General features: G+C 71.5%; 14 protein-coding genes and 1 pseudogene. 8 read left to right on the top strand and 7 right to left on the bottom strand.

Annotation, left to right across the window (positions count from 1 at the left end):
* Positions 1-5 precede the first annotated feature (5 nt).
* Positions 6-458, top strand: coding sequence for a DUF1178 family protein (locus KA711_14105; GenBank protein MCM0610103.1), 453 nt, complete (start codon positions 6-8; stop codon positions 456-458).
* A gap of 13 nt (positions 459-471) precedes the next feature.
* On the opposite strand, the gene KA711_14100 is transcribed toward KA711_14105, so the two are convergent.
* Both KA711_14100 and KA711_14095 read right to left on the bottom strand, forming a co-directional pair.
* Positions 472-1,902, bottom strand: coding sequence for an FAD-binding oxidoreductase (locus tag KA711_14100; GenBank protein ID MCM0610102.1), 1,431 nt, complete (start codon positions 1,900-1,902; stop codon positions 472-474).
* Positions 1,899-2,276, bottom strand: a complete 378-nt coding sequence (locus KA711_14095) for a DUF2069 domain-containing protein (protein MCM0610101.1) — start codon at positions 2,274-2,276, stop codon at positions 1,899-1,901. The genes KA711_14100 and KA711_14095 overlap by 4 nt, the downstream gene beginning before the upstream one ends.
* A gap of 80 nt (positions 2,277-2,356) precedes the next feature.
* Between KA711_14095 and KA711_14090 the strand changes: the two genes are divergently transcribed.
* Positions 2,357-3,613, top strand: a complete 1,257-nt coding sequence (locus tag KA711_14090) for a YihY family inner membrane protein (GenBank protein ID MCM0610100.1) — start codon at positions 2,357-2,359, stop codon at positions 3,611-3,613.
* Positions 3,614-3,689: 76 nt separating this feature from the next.
* Here KA711_14090 and KA711_14085 read toward each other — a convergent pair.
* From KA711_14085 to KA711_14075, 3 genes and pseudogenes are all read right to left on the bottom strand, one after another.
* Positions 3,690-4,028, bottom strand: a pseudogene (locus KA711_14085) (DUF962 domain-containing protein).
* Positions 4,025-4,858, bottom strand: coding sequence for an alpha/beta hydrolase (locus KA711_14080; GenBank protein ID MCM0610099.1), 834 nt, complete (start codon positions 4,856-4,858; stop codon positions 4,025-4,027). Before KA711_14080 ends, KA711_14085 begins: the two are co-directional and overlap by 4 nt.
* A 67-nt stretch (positions 4,859-4,925) precedes the next feature.
* Entirely contained in the window at positions 4,926-6,224 is a 1,299-nt protein-coding gene (locus tag KA711_14075; GenBank protein MCM0610098.1) for an O-acetylhomoserine aminocarboxypropyltransferase, read from the bottom strand.
* Between the two features lie 96 nt (positions 6,225-6,320).
* Here KA711_14075 and KA711_14070 point away from each other — a divergent pair, with 96 nt between their 5' ends.
* From KA711_14070 to KA711_14050, 5 genes are all read left to right on the top strand, one after another.
* Positions 6,321-6,791, top strand: a complete 471-nt coding sequence (locus tag KA711_14070) for a CBS domain-containing protein (protein ID MCM0610097.1) — start codon at positions 6,321-6,323, stop codon at positions 6,789-6,791.
* A gap of 13 nt (positions 6,792-6,804) precedes the next feature.
* Positions 6,805-7,902: a chorismate synthase gene (gene aroC, locus KA711_14065; GenBank protein ID MCM0610096.1), complete on the top strand. Its 1,098-nt coding sequence runs from the start codon at positions 6,805-6,807 to the stop codon at positions 7,900-7,902.
* Entirely contained in the window at positions 7,899-9,107 is a 1,209-nt protein-coding gene (locus tag KA711_14060) for an MFS transporter (protein MCM0610095.1), read from the top strand. Before aroC ends, KA711_14060 begins: the two co-directional genes overlap by 4 nt.
* A gap of 281 nt (positions 9,108-9,388) precedes the next feature.
* A complete protein-coding gene (locus tag KA711_14055) occupies positions 9,389-10,465 on the top strand; it encodes an efflux RND transporter periplasmic adaptor subunit (GenBank protein ID MCM0610094.1) in 1,077 nt (358 codons plus the stop codon).
* A 27-nt stretch (positions 10,466-10,492) separates the two neighbouring features.
* Positions 10,493-13,723 carry an efflux RND transporter permease subunit gene (locus KA711_14050; GenBank protein MCM0610093.1) on the top strand — a complete coding sequence of 1,077 codons (3,231 nt, stop codon included), beginning with the start codon at positions 10,493-10,495 and terminating at the stop codon, positions 13,721-13,723.
* Here the strand turns inward: KA711_14050 and KA711_14045 are convergent.
* Both KA711_14045 and KA711_14040 read right to left on the bottom strand, forming a co-directional pair.
* Positions 13,654-14,001 (bottom strand): hypothetical protein, encoded by a 348-nt coding sequence (locus KA711_14045; GenBank protein ID MCM0610092.1) that lies wholly within the window; start codon positions 13,999-14,001, stop codon positions 13,654-13,656. The two genes, KA711_14050 and KA711_14045, sit on opposite strands and share 70 nt — an antisense overlap.
* A 290-nt stretch (positions 14,002-14,291) precedes the next feature.
* On the bottom strand, positions 14,292-15,683 hold the full coding sequence (locus KA711_14040) for an L-serine ammonia-lyase (GenBank protein MCM0610091.1): 1,392 nt from the start codon (positions 15,681-15,683) through the stop codon (positions 14,292-14,294).
* A gap of 27 nt (positions 15,684-15,710) precedes the next feature.
* Between KA711_14040 and solA the strand changes: the two genes are divergently transcribed.
* On the top strand, positions 15,711-16,877 hold the full coding sequence (gene solA, locus KA711_14035; GenBank protein MCM0610090.1) for an N-methyl-L-tryptophan oxidase: 1,167 nt from the start codon (positions 15,711-15,713) through the stop codon (positions 16,875-16,877).
* Positions 16,878-16,950: the final 73 nt, after the last annotated feature.

Genomic DNA, 16,950 nt, shown 5'->3' with positions numbered 1-16,950 from the left:
GCACGATGAAGGTCCTCGATCTGTGCTGCCGCCACGACCATGCGTTTGAAGGCTGGTTCGGCTCCGACGACGAATTCCAGACCCAGCTGGCGCGCGGACTGGTGGCCTGCCCCGTGTGCGATGACACCACCATCACCCGGCGGCCTTCGGCGCCACGCTTGAACCTGTCGGGCGCCACGGCGCCGCCCGCGCCGGCTGCGGCCAGTGCCGAGACCACCGTCACGCGCCCGGCCGACCTGCAGGGCGCCTGGTTGCAGGCCGTGCGGGAGCTGGTTGACCGCACCGAGGACGTCGGCGAGCGTTTTGCCGAGGAGGCACGCCGCATCCACTACGGCGAAGCAGCCCAGCGCGGCATCCGCGGCCGCGCCACGCCCGAGGAGCGGGAGGCCTTGCGCGACGAGGGCATCGAGACCGTCGCGATCCCGGTGCCGGCGGCGATGAAGGGGCCGGTGCAATAGCGCCGGGGCGGCGTCAGAGCACGCGCCCCGGGTTCATCAGCCCCTGCGGGTCGAGCGCCTGCTTGATGGCGCGCATCAGGCCCAAGGCCACGGGGTGCTTGCGCACCGCGAGCTCGTCGCGCTTGAGCGCGCCGATGCCGTGCTCGGCCGAGAACGAGCCCCCCTCCCGCGCCACGCTGTCGAACACCACCTGGTTGACGGCGTGCTCGTGTTCGGCGAGGAAGCGCCGGCCGTCGTCGCCAGACGGCGCCTGCACGTTGTAGTGCAGGTTGCCGTCGCCCAGGTGGCCGAAGTTGACCAGCTGCACCCCCGGCCAGCGCTCTTGCAAGAGCGCGTCGGTGCGCGCGCAGAAGCGGGGAATGGCCGACACCGGCAGGGCGATGTCGTGCTTGATGTTGAGGCCTTCTTCGGCCTGCGCCAGCGGGATCGACTCGCGCAGATGCCACAGCGCGCGGCTTTGCGCCAGGCTCTCGGCCACCGCGGCATTGGAGACCACGCCGGCCTCGAGTGCGGCCTCCAGCAGCCGCGCGAAGCGCGCCCGTGCCGGGGCCTCGCCCTCGACGTCGCTCTGCTCCAGCAGCACCGTCCACGGGGCGCCCGGCAGCGGGCGCGGCAGGGCCGGAAAGTGCCGGGCCACCAGATCGAGCGCGAAGCGGCTCATCACCTCGAAGCCCGTGAGGCCCGGGCCCAGGCGCGCACGCGCCAGGTTCAGCAGCGCCACGCAGTCGTCCAGCGTCGCGCAGGCGGCCAGGGCAGTGGTCACGGCGGCGGGCTGCGGTGCCAGCTTCACCGTGGCGGCGGTGATCACGCCCAAGGTGCCTTCGCTGCCCACGAAGAGGTCGCGCAGGTCGTAGCCGGTGTTGTCCTTGCGCAGCCCCGACAGCCCGTCCCAGACCTCGCCCTGGGCGGTGACGACCTCCAGCCCCAGGCAGAGCTCGCGCGCATTGCCCCAGCGCAGCACCTGCGTGCCGCCGGCGTTGGTGGCGAGGTTGCCACCGAGCGTGCAGCTGCCTTCGGCCGCCAGGCTCAGCGGCAGCAGCAGGCCGCGCGCCTCTGCCGCCTGCTGCAGCACCTGCAAGACGCAGCCCGCCTCTGCCGTGAGCGTGAGGTTGGTCACGTCGAGTGCCCGCAGGCGGTTCAGGCGCTGCAGGCTGAGCAGCACCTGTGTGCCGCTGGTGTCGGGCACGCCGCCCCCTACCAGCCCGGTGTTGCCGCCCTGCGGCACGAGGGCCGCGCCGTGGGCGGCGCAGGCGCGCACGACGGCCGCCACCTCGGCCGTGCTGCCCGGGCGCACGACGGCCCGCGCGCGGCCTCGCCAGCGGCGGCGCCAGTCCTGCTCCCAGGCGGTGAGGTCGGTGCCATCGCCGGCCGCCAGCACCTGTGTCTCGCCGACGGCGGCGCGCAGCGCCGGCAGCAGGGCGTCGGCGGCCGAGTCCGGGGTCACGGCGCCGCAGTGGGCTCGAGGCGGCGACCCTTGCGCAGCCGCCAGCGCACGTACATGGCGCAGGCCGTGAACAGCACCAGGGACAGCGCCAGCTGCACCAGCGCCAGGGCCTGCGAGACACCGCTCTCGGTGACGCCGCGGGTGATCGCCTCCAAGGCGTAGAGCCAGACGAGCAGGCTGAGCCAGCGAAAGGTATAGAGCCGGTGGCGCAGCAGCCCGCCCAGGCAGAACAAGAGTGGCAGCACCTTGATGGCCCAGGTGCCGCTGCCGGTGGGCGCGAGCCACAGCTCCCAGGCCAGGCCCACGGCCACCAGGCCCAGCACGGAGGCCAGCGCGATGTCGCGCGCCCGCCGGACGGCCGGGTCGGGTGGCATCGGCGCCGCGGTGCTGCTGCCGTCGGCGGCGTCTTCGGAGGGGTGCGCACGGGTCATGCGGCATCATAGTCAGCATGCCCATGCCCCCGCCGGCAAACCCCCCGAGCCCCAGCGGCAGCGTGGCGGCCACGGCCGCCGACCTTGCGCTGGAGTTGCCCGACACCCTCCGCCGCTGGCCCTGGCAGGAGACGCTGCGCGTGCTGGCGCGCCGATTCAAGGACGACCGCCTGGGCCTGACGGCCGGCAGCCTGACCTTCACGACGCTGATCGCGCTGGTGCCGCTGGTGACGGTGATGCTCGCCGCCTTCACGGTGTTCCCGATGTTCGCCGGCTTCGAGCGCGCGTTGCAGGACTACTTCCTCAAGAACCTCGTGCCCGACGGCATCGCGCGGCCGGTTCTGCGCGGCCTGACCGACTTCGCCGCCAAAGCCCGCGGCATGGGTGCACTGGGCCTGGCGCTGCTGGTGGTGACGGCGCTGGCGCTGCTGCTCACCATCGACCGCACGCTCAATGCCATCTGGCGCGTTCGCAAGCCGCGGTCGCTGGGGCAGCGCGTGCTGGTGTACTGGGCGGCCATCACCCTGGGCCCTCTGGCGCTGGGCATGAGCCTGACGGCCACGTCGCTGGCCGTCTCGGCTTCTCGGGGCTGGGTGGCGGCGCTCCCCGGCGGCGTGTCGCTGCTGCTGGAGCTGCTGCAGTTCGGCGTGCTGGCTCTGGCCGCGGCCGGGCTGTATCACTACGTGCCCAACACCGCGGTGCGCTGGCGCCACGCGCTGGCCGGGGGTGTCTTTGTGTCGCTGGCCTTCGAGGTTGCCAAGCGGCTGCTCGCCTGGTACCTCGACAGCGTGCCCGGCTACAGCGCGGTGTACGGCACCTTCGCGGCGGTGCCGATCCTGCTGCTGTGGGTCTACCTGGTGTGGGTGATCGTGCTGCTGGGGGCGGTGATCGCGGCGTACGCGCCCAGCTTGTCGATGCGGGTGGGTTTGCGGCCTGCCGTGCCGGGCTGGCGCTTCGAGCTCGCCCTGGCCGTGCTGGCGCGTCTGCAGGCGGCCCGAGACGGGCCCGGGCACGGCCTGAGCCTGGCGGCCCTGGCCGAGACCCTGCGCACCGATGCGCTGCAGATCGAGCCGCTGCTCGATCTGCTGGCGCGGCTGGACTGGGTGCGACGCCTGGACGAGGGTGATGCCCCTCGCCACGTGTTGCTGGTCGATCCTGCGGCGACCCCGCTGGAGCCGCTGGTGCGCGAAACGCTGCTGCAGCCGGGCGCGGCCAGCGGTGGCTTCTTCCGGCGCAGCGTGTTGGCGAGGATGACCTTGGCCGAGGCCTTGGCGCCGTGACGCAGCACGGCCGCCCACACGGTGGCGGTCGGGGCCGGTCCGCGACGGGCACAGGCACCCGGCACGGGCTGCCCGTTCAGAGCGGGATGCGCCCGGTCAGCAGGTCCTTGAACATCACCCAGTCGCCCATGAAGCTGTACAGCGGGCGGCTGAAGCTGGCGGGCTTGTTCTTCTCGAAGCCGAAGTGGCCCAGCCAGGCGCAGCCATAGCCGCACAAGAGGCCCGCCAGCAGCCAGGCCAGGCTGCCGGTGGCGAACACCAGCGCCAGGCAGGCCAGCGCCAGCGAGCTGCCCAGGAAGTGCAGGCGGCGGCAGGTGCGGTTCGAGTGCTCGCCCAGCTAGAAGGGGTAGAACTCGGCGAAGCTGCGGAAGGACTTCGGGTCCACCTTGTCGGCGGTGAGCAGGGAGCTCGTCATGCGGGGCTTTCCTCGGTGGGGGTCGCGCAGCGCGCCAGTTCCAGGCGCAGCGCATTCAACACCTCGTCGGGGGCCTCCTGCATCAGGAAATGCCCCGCCGCCACCGTGTGCACGCGGGCGTTCAGGGCGTTGGCCACGGGCTGCGCGGCGCGCGGCAGCGTCATCTGGTCGGATGCCCCCAGCAGCAGTGCGGCCGGGCAGCGCACGCGCGCGGCAGCCTCCAGGCCCTGCGCGTAGGCGTTGCAGGCGCTGAAGTCGGTGTGGAAGAGGCGCGGGTCGCCGCCGGCGCGCATCACCTGGTGCATGAGCCCGCGCGCCGCGCCGCGCAGCCACACGCCGGGGCCGGGGTACGAGGGCTTGGCAGCCAGCGTACAGAACGAGAAGCCGACCACGCGCTCGATGGCCGCGCCCACGTCGGTGAGCGACAGGTCCAGCAGCGCCTGCGGCACCGGCATCGGCACGCAGCTGCCGAACATCAGCAGCCCGGCCGCGCGCTCCGGCGCCTGCGCCGCGGCCTGCAGCGCCACCAGCGAGCCCATGCTGTGGCCGGCCAGCACCGCGCGCCGCACGCCGGCGGCGTCGAGCAGCGCCAGCAGCCAGTCGGCCATCGCCTCCACGCTCGTCAGCGCGGGCCCATCGCTGCGCAGGTGGCCGGGCAGGTCGACGGCCAGCACGGCGTGGCCGTGGTGCGCGGCCCAGCGCGCCAGCAGCGTCCACACGCTGTGGTCGCCCACGGCGCCGTGCACGAACACCACGCAGGGCAGGGTGGGGTCGAAAAGCTTGCCGCCGGTGTAGGCGTAGGCCGTGCGCCCTTGCACGCTGAGTTTCATGCAGCCCGTTCCTCCTCGGAGCGCGCCCCGGCATCGTGCGGGGTGTCGCCGGTCCCGGCGCGCATGCTCAGCGCGCCTTCTCGGCGGCCTTGAAGGCGCGCTTCAGGTCGTCGATCAGGTCGTCGGCGTCTTCCAGGCCGATGCTCAGGCGGATCGTGCCGGGCCCGATGCCGGCCGCGGCCAGCGCCTTGTCGTCCATGCGGAAGTGCGTGGTGCTGGCGGGGTGGATCACCAGCGAGCGGCAGTCGCCCACGTTGGCCAGGTGGCTGAAGATCTTCAGGCTCTCGATGAAGGCGCGGCCCTGCTGGCGGCTGCCGGCCAGATCGAAGCTGAACACCGCGCCGCAGCCGCGCGGCAGCAGCCGGGCCGCCAGGGCCTGGCTGGGGTGGCCGTCGAGCTCGGGGTAGCCCACGCGCGAGACCATGCCGTGCCGGCTGAGGAACTCCACCACACGCCGCGTGTTGGCCACGTGCCTCGCCATGCGCAGCGGCAGCGTCTCGATGCCCTGCAGGATGAGCCAGGCCGTGTGCGGGCTCATGCAGGCGCCGAAGTCGCGCAGGCCCTCGCGGCGCGCGCGCAGCAGGAAGGCGCCGTCGGTGCTCTCCTCGCTGAACACCATGCCGTGGAAGCCGGCGTAGGGCTGGTTGAGTTCCGGGAAGCGCTCGGCGCGGCTCCAGTCGAAGCGGCCCGAATCGACCAGCAGCCCGCCCACCACCGTGCCGTGGCCACACAGGAACTTGGTGGCGCTGTGGAAGACGAGGTCGGCGCCGTGTTCGAAAGGCTTCATCAGCCAGGGCGTGGTGAAGGTGCTGTCCACCAGCAGCGGCACGCCGGCCTCGTGCGCGATCTGCGCCACCGTCGGCACGTCCAGCACGTCCAGGCCCGGGTTGCCCAGCGTCTCGCCGAAGAGCAGCCTGGTCTCGGGGCGCACGGCGGCGCGCCAGCCGTCGATGTCGCCCGGCTTCACGAAGGTGGTGGCGATGCCGAAGCGCGCCAGCGTGTACTGCAGCAGGTTGTGGCTGCCGCCGTAGAGCGCCGAACTGGCCACGATGTGGCTGCCGGCGCCGGCCAGCGTGGTGATGGCCAGCGTCAGCGCCGCCTGCCCGCTGGCCGTGGCCACTGCGCCCGAGCCACCTTCGAGTGCGGCGATACGCTCCTCGAGCACCGCGTTCGTGGGGTTGCTGATGCGGCTGTAGACGTGGCCCGAGCGTTCCAGGTTGAACAGGCTGGCTGCGTGGTCGGCGTTCTGGAAGACGAAGCCCGTGCTCAGGTGCAGCGGCACGGCGCGCGCGCCGGTGGCGGGGTCCGGGGCAGCGCCGGCATGCAGCGCCAGGGTGTCGAAACCGGGGTCGATGACGGAGGCCATGGCGTCGGCTGTGCAGTCGCGTGCAGCGTGAGGGCACCTCATTGTGGGCTATATTGGTTCGAGCCCCGCCTTCCTCCGCTCCTCGAACGCACCGCCATGAAAGTCACCGACATCCTGCGCGTCAAGGGCAACACGCTCTACACCGTGACGCCCGACCAGCCCCTGGCGCAGGCAGTGTGCACCATGGCCGAGATGGACATCGGCTCTCTCGTCGTCATGGAGCACGGCGATCTCGTCGGCATGCTCACCTTCCGCGAGGTCATCCAGGCGGTGGTGGCCAACGGGGGTGCTGTCGGCACGCGGCTCGTGCGTTCGGTGATGGACGACGCGCCACTGACCTGCACGCCCGAGACCGAGATCGACGAGGTGCGCCGCATGATGTTGCTGCGCCATGCGCGCTACATGCCGGTGCTCGACAAGCGCACGCTGATGGGCGTGATCTCGTTCTACGACGTCGCCAAGACCGTGGTCGACGCGCAGGACTTCGAGAATCGCATGCTCAAGGCCTACATCCGCGACTGGCCCGAGCGGCAGGCCGCGCCCGGTGCGCAGACTCCTAGCTTCTAGAATCCCGGGCTCCATGCCCGGCTCCACCTTCGGCGACCTCTTCCGCGTCACGAACTTCGGCGAAAGCCACGGCCCCGCCATCGGCTGCGTGATCGATGGCTGCCCGCCAGGTCTCGAGCTCTCCGAGGCCGACATCCAGCCCGAGCTAGACCGCCGCCGCCCCGGCACCAGCCGCCACGTGACGCAGCGCAACGAGCCCGACGCGGTGGAGATTCTCTCCGGCGTGTTCGAGGGCCGCACCACGGGCACGCCGATCGCGCTGCTCATCCGCAACACCGACCAGCGCAGCAAGGACTACGGCAACCTGCTCGACACCTTCCGCCCCGGCCATGCCGACTACACCTATTGGCGCAAGTACGGCGAGCGCGACCCGCGCGGCGGCGGCCGCAGCAGCGCACGTCTGACGGCCCCCATGGTGGCGGCCGGCGCGGTGGCCAAGAAGTGGCTGCACCTGCGCCACGGCACCACCTTCACGGGCTGGATGAGCGCCCTGGGCGAGATCGAGATCCCCTTCGACGACGAGTCCCAGATCCCGCTCAACCCCTTCTATGCGCCCAACGCCGGCATCGTGCCGCGGCTGGAAGCCCACATGGACGCGCTGCGCAAGGCAGGCGACAGCTGCGGTGCGCGCATCGAGGTGCGGGCGCGCGGCGTGCCCGTGGGCCTGGGCGAGCCGCTTTTCGACAAGCTCGACGCCGACATCGCCTGGGCCCTCATGGGTCTGAACGCGGTCAAGGGCGTGGAGATCGGCGATGGCTTCGGCGTCGTCGCGCAGCGCGGCAGCGATCACGGCGATGCGCTCACGCCGGCCGGCTTTGCCAGCAACCATGCCGGCGGCGTGCTGGGCGGCATCAGCACCGGGCAGGACCTGGTGGTGCGCATCGCCATCAAGCCCACCAGCAGCATCCGCACGCCCAAGCCCAGCATCACGCGCACCGGCGAGCCCACGGTGGTCGAGACACTCGGCCGCCACGACCCCTGCGTCGGCATCCGCGCCACCCCCATCGCCGAGGCACTGCTCGCGTTGGTGGTGATGGACCACGTGCTGCGCCATCGCGCGCAGTGCGGCGACGTGGCGCTGCCGGTACCGCCGATCCCCGGCCAGGCTTGACGGGCAAGCCCCGCGCCGTGCCCACCGGCAGCCTGGCGCCTTTCGGCGCGCTCACCTTCACCTACTTCGCGGCGATCGGGTTGTTCAACCCGTACGCGCCCTTGTGGTTCCAGAGCCTGGGCTTGTCGACGCTCGTCATCGGCGGCATCGTCAGCCTGCAGAGCTGGACCCGCGTGCTGGCGCCCTACGCCTGGAGCTGGGCCGGCGACCACAGCGGCCAGCGCGTCAAGCTCATCCGCATCGCCGCCGCAGGCGCACTGTGTTCGGCGCTGGGCCTGCTGGGCGTGACGGCGGCCGTGCCGGTGGCCCTGGTGACGGTGTTGCTGTTCGTGGCCAACAGCGGCGTCGTGCCGCTGTACGAGGCGATCCTGGCGCGCGCCCTGGCCACGCCCGACGGCGGCATCGATGCCCGACGCTACGGCCGCGTGCGGGTGTGGGGCTCCGTCGGCTTCCTGGCCGCCGTCACCAGCTTCGGAGCCTTGCTCGATCGCTTCGGCATTGCGGTCTTTCCCGGCTTCGTGGCCCTCATGAACGGCCTGTTGCTGGCCGCGGCGCTGGCGCTGCCGCGCACGCACGAAGAGCCGGCACACGACGAGCCTGCGCCGCCCGTGCTGCCGCTGCTGCGCAAGCCCTGCGTGGCCTGGTTCTTCGCGTCCATTTTCTTCACGGTGCTGGCCCACACCAGCCTGTACGCGTTTTTCTCGCTGTATCTCGTGAGCCTGGGCTACGGGAAGACGGCGGTCGGCGCCTTGTGGGCGGTGAGCGTGGCGGTGGAGATCGTCTTTTTCTGGACTCAGGGCCGCTGGTTCCCGCTGCTGGTCGCGGAACGTTGGCTGCAGGTGGTGGCCGGCGCCACGGCGCTGCGCTTCGCGCTGACCGCAGGCGGTGGTGCCTGGGCGCCGGTGCTGGTGCTGGCGCAGCTGCTGCATGCGGTGACCTTTGCCGCCCATCACGCCGCCTGCATCGCGCTCGTGCAACGGCTGTTCCCCGGGCGCCTGCGCGGGCGCGGCCAGGCGCTTTACACGACCCTGGGCTATGGCATCTCCGGGGTCATGGGTGGCCTCGGTGGTGGCTGGCTGATCGAGCGGCTGGGCTTTGCAGCCGTGTTCTGGGCCGCCGCCCTGTGTGCGCTGCTGGCCTGGGCCTGTGCCGCCGCCTGCGAGCGCGCGCTCCTCAACCCGAATGCCGCCAGAAGGCGGGCCTGAGCGTGCCGGGCCATCGGTGGCGTCAGCAGTTCGTCGCCCCGATTCCGCGCTTCATCGCAGCCGCGCTCGCCGGGGGCCGGGTGATCCTCCACACTCTGCGCAAACGCAGCCGACGAGCTGCCCGGTTCAGGGTAGCCTGACGGCGCGCAGGCGAGGGAAACGAGATGAAGACAACGTGGAGGGCCGGCCTCGTCGTGCTGGCGGGAGTCGCCGTCGTGACGGGCCTGGTGTTGAGCGCCAGGCTGGGCGGCAAGACGGGCGCATCGGGCATCGCGCAGGCGATGTCCGGCGGCACCGACGGGCGCAATCCCGAACCGACCCTGGAGTTTGCGTCGCGCGAGGTGGTTCAGCCCAAGCTGGCGCGCCTGGCCGCAGTGGTGGAGTTCTCCGGCCCGCTGGTGGCCCCGCAGACCGCGATTGTGCGCGCCAAGGCTGGCGGCACGCTGCTGGCGCTGAACGTCGCCGAAGGCAGCCGCGTGGCTGCGGGCCAGGTGATCGGCCGCATCGAGCTGGCCGAGCTGGGTGGCCGAGTCGCCGAACGCGGCGCGCTGCTGGAGTCGGCGCGCGCCGCGCTGGTTCAAGCCGAGCGCACGCACGCCAGCAACGAACGTCTGGCGGCGCAGCAGTTCATCAGCAGCAACGCGCTGGAGAGCTCGCGTGCTGCCCTCGACACCGCGCGCGCCAACCTCGCCGCGGCCCAGGCTGCGCTGGACACCACCCGCGTCGGCCTGCGCGACGCGACGCTGGTGGCACCGATCGCCGGCATCGTGGCCCGGCGCCACGCGCTGCCGGGCGAGAAGGTGAGCCCCGAGCAGCCGGTGCTCACCATTGTCGACCTTGCCCGGCTGGAGCTGGCCGGCCAGGTGGGCACGCATGAGGTCTCGCGCATCCGCCCCGGGCTGCCGGTGCAGCTGCGCGTGGAGGGCCTGGACACACCCGTGGCGGGCCGCGTGGCCCGCATCGCGCCGTCTGCCGAGCCCGGCACGCGCTCGATCGGCGTCACCGTGGAGCTTGCCAACCCCAAGGAGCGGCTGCGCGCCGGGCAGTACGCGCTGGTGAGCGCCGAGCTTGCGGACGACACCGAACGCCTGACGCTGCCGACCGCCGCCGTCGGCAGCACCAGCGGCCAGGACCATGTCTGGCTGATCGAGAACGGCCAGTTGGCGCGCCGCACCGTCACGGTGGGGCGGCGCGACGAGCGCGTGGGCCTTGTCGAGGTGCTGCAGGGGGTGACGCCCGCCAGCGTCGTGCTGGCCGCGCGCTTCGACAATCTGCGCGAGGGTGCCAAGGCCAGTGTCGTGGCGCCCCGGACTGCGCCAGTCACCAGCGCCGCGGCGTCGAGCGCGCTCCTGCGCTGAACGCGCGTCCACCGAGGAGCTCGGGCCATGTGGATCACGCGCATCTCGATCAGCAACCCCGTCTTCGCCGCCATGGTCATGGTGGCCCTGTGCGTGATGGGCGTCTTCAGCTACAGCAAGCTCGGCGTGGAGCAGATGCCCGACATCTCGCTGCCCGGCATCTGGGCCTCGGTGGAGTACCCGGGTGCCACGCCCGAAGCGCTGGAGCGCGAGGTGCTCAAGCCCCTGGAGGAAGCCATCAACAGCGTGGCCGGCGTGAAGCGCATCACCTCGCGGGCTTTCGAGGGCCGGGCAGACCTCTCGGCCGAGTTCAAGCTCGACGCCGACATGGGCCGCGCGCTGCAGGACGTTCGCGATCGCGTTGCCGCCGTGCAGGCGGGCTTCCCGCGCGACGTGAAGGCGCTGCAGCTGGCGCGCTGGAACAACGACAACAGCGAGCCCGTGGTGCAGATGGCCCTGCTGGGCACCGCGCGTGGCCACCGCGAGCTCAGCCTGATCGGCGAGAGCCAGATCGGCAAGCGGCTGCAGCGCGTGCCCGGTGTGGCGCGGGTCGAGATCAACGGCCTGACCGAGCGCGAGGTGCGCATCGATCTCGATCCCGCGCGGCTGCGCGCTTACGGCGTGACGCCGGGCCAGATCGCGCAGGCGCTGCGCGAGGCCAACACCGACCAGCCGGTGGGGCTGGTCTCCGACGGCACCCAGGACGCGCTGCTGCGCGTGGAAGGCCGCGTGAAGGATCCGCGCCGCTTCGCCGACGTGGTGGTGGCCCACCGCAACGGCCTGCCGCTGCGCCTGGCCGATCTTGGCAGCTTGATCGAGCGCGAGAAGGAGCCCGACTCGCTGGCGCGCGTCAACGGCCAGCGCGCCATCAACTTCAACGTCTTCAAGCAGCAGGACGCCAACATCGTGGCCACCGGCGATGCGGTCAAGGCCGCGATGGACGAGCTGAAGGAGACGCTGCCGCCCGACGTGGAACTGCGGCTCATCAACGCCAGCTCCGACTGGGTCAAGGGCAGCCTCGCCGGCCTGCGCAGCACGCTCATCGAGGGTGCGCTGCTCACGGTCGCCATCGTGTTCCTGTTCCTGCACAGCTGGCGCAGCACCATCATCACCGGGCTCACGCTGCCGATCGCGGTGATCTCCAGCTTCATCGCCGTGCACTTCTTTGGCTTCACGCTGAACTTCATGACGATGATGGCGCTGAGCCTGTGCATCGGCCTCTTGATCGACGACGCCATCGTCGTGCGCGAGAACATCGTGCGCCACGTGCACATGGGCAAGGACCACGTCACGGCGGCGCGCGAGGGCACCGAGGAGATCGGTCTGGCGGTGATGGCCACCACCTTTGCCATCGTGGCGGTGTTCGCGCCGGTGGCCTTCATGGGCGGCATCATCGGCAAGTTCTTCTACCCTTTTGGCATCACGGTCGTCGTCGCCGTGCTGGTGAGCCTGTTCGTGAGCTTCACGCTCGACCCCATGCTCTCCAGCGTCTGGCACGACCCGCCCGGCACGCGGCTGAAGCGGCTGCCGGTGCTCGGCCACGCCCTGCGCGCCACCGACCGTGGCATGGACGCACTCCACGGCGCCTACGAGCGCGCCATCTGCTGGATCTTCAGCGCCCGCCGCTGGCGCCTGTGGGTGCTGCCCACGTACGGCCGTGGCTTCAAGGCCGACGGCACGCGCGACAAGGGCAGCAAGCGCCGCCTGCGCAGCGCCACCCTCACCCCCCGCGGCGCAGTCATGGCCGGGGGCGTGGCCAGCTTCGTCATCGCGCTGGGCCTGGCGCCACTGGTGGGCACCGAGTTCGTTCCGCAGACCGACCAGGGCTACACGCAGCTCGCCGTGAAGATGCCCGTGGGCGCGAGCCTGGAGCGCACCGACGCCAAGGTGCAGCAGCTCGAGGCCATCGTGCGGACCTTCCCCGAGGTGCAGCACATCAGCACCTGGGTCGGCGGCCCTGGGCAGCGCAACCAGGCCTGGATCAACATCCGCCTGGTGGACCGCAAGGATCGCAAGCGCTCGCAGAAGGAGGTCGAAGACGCCATCCGCACGGCCGTGGCCGTGGTGCCGGGCACCGACATCAGCGTCGGCTGGAACCGGCCGATCTACGTGGCCATCCTGGGCAACGACCCCGAAGGCCTGGCGAAGATCGCCACCGACTTTGCCGAGAAGGTCAAGCAGATCCCCGGCGCGGTGGACGTCGAGACCAGCGTGCAGGCCGGCATGCCAGCCTACGCGGTACGCCTGAAGCCCGATGCCGTGCGCGAGCTGGGCCTGACGACCGCGCAGGTCTCGGCCAGCCTGCGCGCCTACGTCAGCGGTGACGCCGCGACCACCTGGACGACGCCGGACGGCGACCAGGTTGACGTGACCTTGCGCCTGCCCGAAGCCAGCCGCGAGCGCATCGAGCAACTGCGTGCGCTGCCGGTGGCCTTTGCAGGGAGTGGCTCAGCGGCAGGCACGCCCATCGCACTGGACAGCGTGGCCGAGATCGTGCCGGTGTTCAACCCGCAAAACATCCGTCGCCAGAACCTGCAGCGCCGTGAGGCGGTGTATGCCGGCGTCAAGGACCGCAGCCCGGGCGATGTCGCCGCCGACGTGCAGAAGCTCATCGGGCAGACCAAGCTGCCCCCGGGCTACAGTTTCGACGTCGGCGGCCAGATGCAGGAGCAGGCCGAGGCCTTCAGCGGGCTGCTCGCGGCCATGGGCCTGGCGGTGGTGTTCATCTACATCGTGCTGGCCAGCCAGTTCGGCAGCTTCCTGCAGCCTCTTGCCATCATGGCCAGTCTGCCGTTGGCGCTGATCGGAGTGATGCTGGCGCTGCTGTTCTGGAACAGCACGCTCAACGTCTTCAGCATGATCGGACTGGTGATGCTGATGGGCCTGGTGACGAAGAACGCGATCCTGCTGGTGGACTTCGCCAACCACGCCCGCAAGGCCGGGGCCACGGTGGCCGATGCACTTCGCCAGGCCGGTCTGGTGCGCCTGCGGCCGATCATCATGACGACCATGGCCATGGTCTTCGGCATGCTGCCCCTGGCGCTGGCGCTCAATGACGGCGGCGAAATCCAGGCGCCGATGGGCCGCGCCATCATCGGCGGCGTCATCACCTCCACGATCCTCACGCTGGTGGTGGTGCCGGTGCTGTACAGCTACCTGGCTCGCGAGCGGCGCAGCGGGCGCGACGCTCAGGCCATGGCAGGCGCACGTCCGCCGGCCGGCGACGGCCTCTTGCCGCTGCCTGCCGACCGCGACTGATCGGCCCGCACCCCTCCGTTGGCTGTCCCGCCACGCAGCGGGCCTGCCGTATTGTCCCGGTAGATGCCGCCGCCCACGACGAGCCCGTCGTCCAGGGCCTGCACCCACGAGGCCTTGGCCTGCACCTGAGCGTTGACCGGGTTGACGATGACGCAGTCGATCCAGGCGCCACCGGCTGCTGCGCCCGCGAAGGCGTCGCGCACGAAGCGGTCGCCGTCGACGCCGGGTACGTCGTCCACGCGCCGGCCTTCCATGGCTGGCTTGACGCCGTGCAGCACATAGCGGCCCTGGCGATCGATGAAGAAGATGCAGAGGTCGCGGTCGACGAGCCCGGCCTTGCTGCTGTGCAGCTCTTCGGCTGCGCCCGGGCGCCCACGTTCTGGGATGAGCGCGAGCGCCCCCCCCCCACGAGCGCCCGCGCCTCGTCGGCGCTGACCTGGCGCAGCTTGATCAAGCTGACGGCCTGCGCCAGCGCGGCGGCGCGGTCGACCAGGGCGATGGCGCTGGAGCGCGACTCGTCCACCATCGCCGTGTTCTGGCGCGTGCGCTCGTCCGGCGCGCGGCCCCCTCAGCACTCCACAATGTTGACCGCCAGGCCGCCTCGCGCCGTCTCCTTGTACTTGGTGAGCATGTCGGCGCCGGTCTCGCGCATGGTCTTGATCACCTGGTCGAGGCTCACGTGGTGGGTGCCGTCGCCGCGCAGAGCCATGCGCGCGGCGTTGATCGCCTTCACCGAGGCGATGGCATTGCGCTCGATGCAGGGAATCTGCACGAGGCCGCCCACCGGATCGCAGGTGAGGCCGAGGTGGTGCTCCATGCCGATCTCGGCCGCGTTCTCCACCTGCTCGGGCGTGCCGCCAAGCACCGCGCACAGCGCGCCGGCGGCCATGCTGCAGGCCACGCCGACCTCACCCTGGCAGCCGACCTCGGCGCCACTGATGCTGGCGTTTTCCTTGTAGAGGATGCCGATGGCGGCGGCGGTCAGCAGGAAGTCGCGCACGCCTTCCGCCGATGAGCCGCGCACGAAACGCGTGTAGTAGTGCAGCACGGCCGGCACGATGCCCGCGGCGCCGTTGGTGGGGGCCGTGACGACGCGGCCTCCGGCGGCGTTCTCCTCGTTCACGGCCAGGGCGTAGAGATTGACCCAGTCGAGCACCTGCAGCGGGTCGGTCAGCGCGGCCTCGGGGTGGGCGGTGAGATCCTGGTGCAGCTTGGCTGCTCGCCGCCGCACCTGGAAGCCGCCTGGCAGCACGCCCTCGGTGGCGATGCCGCGCTGCACGCAGGCTTGCATCACGGCCCATATGCGGTCCAGGCCGGCGTCGATCTCGGCGTCGTTGCGCCAGTGGCGCTCGTTCGCGCGCATCACCGCGGCGATGCCCTCGCCGGTCTCGGCGCAGCGCTGCAGCAGCTCGGCCCCGCTGCGAAAGGGCAGCGGCAGCACCGTAGCTTCGGGCGCAATCACCTTCTGCCGCACGCCGTCGACCGCCACCTCCTCGCTGATCACGAAGCCGCCGCCGACCGAGTAGTACACCTTGTCGGCAAGCATGGCCCCGCCGGCATCGAGGGCCTCGAAGCGCATGCCGTTGGCGTGGAAGGGCAGCGTCTCGCGGCGGTGGAAGCGCAGGTCGTCCTTTTCGGCAAAGGTCACGGGGTGTGTGCCGCCCAGCCGCAGCTGCGCCTGCGTGCGGATGGCCTGCAGCATCGCCGGCACGGCATCGACCTCCACCGTGTCGGGCTCGTGGCCCTCCAGTCCCAGCAGCACGGCCTTGTCGCTGCCATGGCCGCGGCCGGTGAGGCCCAAGCTGCCATAGAGCTGCACGCGCACGCGCGCCGCCGTGGCCAGCAGGCCCGAGTGCTGCAGGTGGCGGACGAACAGGCGCGCCGCGCGCATCGGCCCCACGGTGTGGCTGCTGCTCGGTCCGATGCCGATCTTGAAGAGGTCGAAGACACTCACGGCCATGACTCAGTCTCCAGTCAGGAATGCGCTATGCAGGTGGACGTGATTGTGGTGGGCCTGGGCGCTATGGGCAGCGCCGCCGCGTGGCAGCTGGCGCGGCGGGGCGCCCACGTGCTGGGCATCGATCGCTTCGCGCCGCCGCACGACCGCGGCTCCAGCCACGGCCTGACCCGCGTCACCCGAGAGGCGGTGGGCGAGGGCGAGGCCTACGCGCCGCTGGTACGGCGCTCGCACGCGATCTGGCGCGAGCTCGAAGCCGCACGGGCTGCCGACCCGACGCTGCCGTTCGAAGGTCCGCTGATGACGCGCACAGGCGTGCTGGTGATCGGCCCGGCCGGCTCCGACACCGCCTTCGTGGCCCGCACCCGTGCCGTCGCGCAGGCCTTCGACGTGCCGCACGAGGCGCTCACCGCGGCCGAGCTGCGCCGACGCTGGCCGCAGTTCCACATCGACGATGCCGAGGCCGGCTGCTTCGAGCCGGGTGGGGGTGTGGTCTACCCCGAGCGCTGCATCGCCGCACAACTGGCGATGGCGCGGCGTGCGGGCGCGCAACTGCTCACCGACGAGCCGGTGCAGGCCGTCGTGCGCGAAGGCGGCGTCTGGCGCGTGACCGCGGCGCGTGGCACCCACCACGCGGCCCAGGTGCTGGTGACGGCGGGCGCCTGGCTGCCAGGTCTGGCCGCGGCGCACGGGCTCCCTTGGGCGCGCGAGCTGCGCGTGCTGCGGCAGGTGCTGCATTGGCTGAAACCCGAACCCGGCTGCGAGGCCGACTTCGAAGCCGCCCGTTGCCCCACCTTCATCGTGACGCGCGGCGAGCGCTACGAAGACACCTTCTACGGCATGCCACTTGTCGACGGCTCGGGCGGCGTGAAGGTGGGCACCGAGCAGTTCGAGCACGACACCACGCCCGAGACCGTGGCGCGAGACGTGTCCGCAGCAGAGACGGCGGCGCTGGTCGAGCGCCTCGTGCGACCGCGCCTGACCGGTCTGAGCAGCCAGGCGCTGCGCGGCTCGGCCTGCCTGTACACCATGGCAGCAGATGGGCGCTTCCGCATCGGCGAGACGGTTCCCGGCCTGATGTGGGTGTCGGCCTGTTCAGGCCACGGCTTCAAGCACTCCGCCGCCTTGGGCGAGGCTCTGGCCGAGCGGGTGTTCCAGGGCCGCTCGGCGATCGACCTGACGCCATTCATGGACTGAACACGGCACAGGGGCCGCGCGGCGGCTCTGCGAGGCCGGTGTGCGGCTTTGGCGTGTTGGGCACAATCTCCGC

The sequence above is a fragment of the Ideonella sp. WA131b genome, from assembly GCA_023657425.1.
Taxonomy (GTDB): domain Bacteria; phylum Pseudomonadota; class Gammaproteobacteria; order Burkholderiales; family Burkholderiaceae_C; genus Rubrivivax.
This window is presented reverse-complemented; position numbering and strand designations above follow the sequence as displayed.

Excerpts from the sequence above, each read along its gene's own strand:
- solA (MCM0610090.1), top strand. The coding sequence starts at position 15,711 with ATGCAGGTGGACGTGATTGTGGTGGGCCTGGGCGCTATGGGCAGCGCC.
- KA711_14075 (MCM0610098.1), bottom strand. The coding sequence starts at position 6,224 with ATGGCCTCCGTCATCGACCCCGGTTTCGACACCCTGGCGCTGCATGCC.
- KA711_14070 (MCM0610097.1), top strand. The coding sequence starts at position 6,321 with ATGAAAGTCACCGACATCCTGCGCGTCAAGGGCAACACGCTCTACACC.
- KA711_14090 (MCM0610100.1), top strand. The coding sequence starts at position 2,357 with ATGCCCCCGCCGGCAAACCCCCCGAGCCCCAGCGGCAGCGTGGCGGCC.
- KA711_14050 (MCM0610093.1), top strand. The coding sequence starts at position 10,493 with ATGTGGATCACGCGCATCTCGATCAGCAACCCCGTCTTCGCCGCCATG.
- KA711_14055 (MCM0610094.1), top strand. The coding sequence starts at position 9,389 with ATGTCCGGCGGCACCGACGGGCGCAATCCCGAACCGACCCTGGAGTTT.
- KA711_14040 (MCM0610091.1), bottom strand. The coding sequence starts at position 15,683 with ATGGCCGTGAGTGTCTTCGACCTCTTCAAGATCGGCATCGGACCGAGC.
- aroC (MCM0610096.1), top strand. The coding sequence starts at position 6,805 with ATGCCCGGCTCCACCTTCGGCGACCTCTTCCGCGTCACGAACTTCGGC.
- KA711_14095 (MCM0610101.1), bottom strand. The coding sequence starts at position 2,276 with ATGCCACCCGACCCGGCCGTCCGGCGGGCGCGCGACATCGCGCTGGCC.
- KA711_14105 (MCM0610103.1), top strand. The coding sequence starts at position 6 with ATGAAGGTCCTCGATCTGTGCTGCCGCCACGACCATGCGTTTGAAGGC.
- KA711_14080 (MCM0610099.1), bottom strand. The coding sequence starts at position 4,858 with ATGAAACTCAGCGTGCAAGGGCGCACGGCCTACGCCTACACCGGCGGC.